This is a genomic window from Mesorhizobium sp. M7A.F.Ca.CA.004.04.2.1 (genome assembly GCF_004022825.1).
Lineage (GTDB): Bacteria > Pseudomonadota > Alphaproteobacteria > Rhizobiales > Rhizobiaceae > Mesorhizobium.
Genome location: NZ_RZPH01001041.1, coordinates 1 through 2,031, shown reverse-complemented (window position 1 = coordinate 2,031; position 2,031 = coordinate 1). Strand labels below are relative to the sequence as shown.

General features: G+C 63.0%; 3 protein-coding genes and 1 pseudogene. All 4 read right to left on the bottom strand.

The window, feature by feature from the left end; genetic code table 11:
- A pseudogene (locus EN893_RS39565) lies at positions 1–136 on the bottom strand (DNA-binding protein); the annotation flags it as partial.
- Positions 133–366, bottom strand: a complete 234-nt coding sequence (locus EN893_RS30965) for an AbrB/MazE/SpoVT family DNA-binding domain-containing protein (RefSeq protein ID WP_127267350.1) — start codon at positions 364–366, stop codon at positions 133–135. The pseudogene EN893_RS39565 and the gene EN893_RS30965, both read right to left, overlap by 4 nt.
- A 100-nt stretch (positions 367–466) precedes the next feature.
- Positions 467–1,213, bottom strand: coding sequence for an FAD-binding oxidoreductase (locus tag EN893_RS30960; RefSeq protein WP_127267351.1), 747 nt, complete (start codon positions 1,211–1,213; stop codon positions 467–469).
- Positions 1,210–1,821, bottom strand: coding sequence for a sulfite oxidase-like oxidoreductase (locus EN893_RS30955; RefSeq protein ID WP_127267352.1), 612 nt, complete (start codon positions 1,819–1,821; stop codon positions 1,210–1,212). Before EN893_RS30955 ends, EN893_RS30960 begins: the two co-directional genes overlap by 4 nt.
- Between the last annotated feature and the right edge of the window lie 210 nt (positions 1,822–2,031).

Sequence of the window (2,031 nt, the reverse complement as noted above, 5' to 3'; positions counted from 1 at the left end):
GTTCTGCATAGACCGCATCATTGATCAACAATGGCCCATCGAGGCTTGCCGCCTCGAGTTGCGCGATCGACCAGCCCGCCCAATTGGGATCGTCCGTAACAAGGTCGAGCAGAACGTTGGTGTCGACGAACGTCACGCTCCGCCACGCGTCAGCGCCATGATAGCCTCGGTCGTGAGCCCCTCGCCGGCATGGCCGCGCAGATTGGCGAAGCGGCTCGCAGGCGGCTTTCTGTCAACCCGAGCCAACACCACGCTGCCATCGGCGGCGCGCCGGAAATCGACTCTGCTGCCCGGGACGATCCCCAGGAGGTCGCGGACGGGTTTGGGAATGGTCACTTGTCCCTTTGCCGTGACGGTGGTGGCCATCTTCACTCCTTGGTAATACCATATTCCGACAAGGTATTACCTCATCGGTCGATTTTCAAGGCTTGAAGCATCGTGTCTCTACCGAACCGCCAGAGTCCGTTCAAACTCCGTAGCGTTCGGTGCGAATGATTTCCGCTGCAACGCCGGCATTGATCAGCGCTTGGGCGGCCGCGGAAACGAAGGCGTTGGAGCCGCAGACGAAGGCGATGCCAGGCGGCTCCGGCAGCCGCGTCATGGCTTGAACCATCATCGCGACGTCTACCCGCCGCGCATAGTCGGCCGGGCGGCGTGCGGCTTCGCGCGTCAGTGTCAGCATCAGGTCGAAGCCGTCCTGGCGTTCGTCGAGGGCGATCAACTCGTGACGAAAGATCACTTCGTCCCAGACCCGGACCGAAAAGACCAGGACGACGGGCACCGCTGAATTATGCGCGGCGCGGTGGCGGAGCATCGACATCAAGGGCACGACGCCCGAACCGCCGCCGACCAGAACAAGCGGTCCACTCTCATCCTCCGGCCAGACGAAATGCCCGCCAAGCGGCCCGCGCAGTTCGATTTCATCGCCCACTGCCGCGACCTCGTGGAAGAAGGGCGAGACCTCGCCATCGTCGAGTTTTTCGATCGCCAGTTCGATTGCGCCGCTCGTTTCGGGCGCGGAGGCGATGGAATAGGAGCGGCGCGCCTGATAGCCGTCCGGCGCCGTCAGCCTGACGTCGACATGCTGCCCGGCGCGATAGGCGAAGGGCCGAGACGGCTGGAAAAAGAAGCTGGTGACACGCGGCGTGCGCTTTTCGATGCGGACGATGCCGGCTGTTTGCCAGGGCGACTGCACTGCCGCCGCATCGCTCATGGATCGTCCGTGTAGCGCTGCTCGCGCCATGGGTCGCCATAGATATGGTAGCCGCGCAATTCCCAGAAACCGGGCTCGTCTCGCGTGGTGAATTGCAGGCCGTTCAACCATTTGGCCGACTTCCAGAAATAAAGATGCGGCACCAGCAGCCTTGCCGGGCCGCCATGGTCCGGTGTGATCGGCTTGCCTTCGTAGAGCAGCGCCACCATGGCCTTGCCGGCGGTGAGGTCCTTGACCGGCACGTTGGTGGTGTAGCCGTCGAACGCGTGCGCCAGCGTGAAGCCGGTCGGCGGCTCCACACCCGCATCGGCAAGGATATCGTCGACCAGCACGCCCTGCCACGGCGTGTCGAACTTGGTCCATGCTGTCACGCAATGGATATCGCGTGTCATCTTGGTCATCGGCAGCGCGTTGAACTCGGTCCAGTTCCATTTCTTGATCGGGCGTGGCCCATGTTTCAGCGTGAAAGACCAATCCTCGGTACGCACGCGCGGCGTCGGACCGGCCGACAGCACCGGAAAACCCTGTTCCAGATATTGGCCCGGCGGGATGCGGGCATCGCCATCGGCTGGCGGGCGCCGTCCTGAAGAGAAACCTCGGGTGACCATAGCGGCAATCCCCATGCAATCAGGCCACTATCGGCCTGACGCAATGTTCTCGAAGATGCCGTGACGGGCAACCGAAATCTTGACGGGCGGAGACCGGCGGGACCGTCACCGATGGACCTGCCGCTCCGCGTTCCCGTCAACAGCAGTTCTCAGCCACTGGCAAAAGGCACCGCGATGTACATTTGAGCGTCGCCACGCTCGACCAGCAAC

Coding starts and splice junctions, on each gene's coding strand:
- EN893_RS30960 (WP_127267351.1), bottom strand. CDS start 1,213: ATGAGCGATGCGGCGGCAGTGCAGTCGCCCTGGCAAACAGCCGGCATC.
- EN893_RS30965 (WP_127267350.1), bottom strand. CDS start 366: ATGGCCACCACCGTCACGGCAAAGGGACAAGTGACCATTCCCAAACCC.
- EN893_RS30955 (WP_127267352.1), bottom strand. CDS start 1,821: ATGGTCACCCGAGGTTTCTCTTCAGGACGGCGCCCGCCAGCCGATGGC.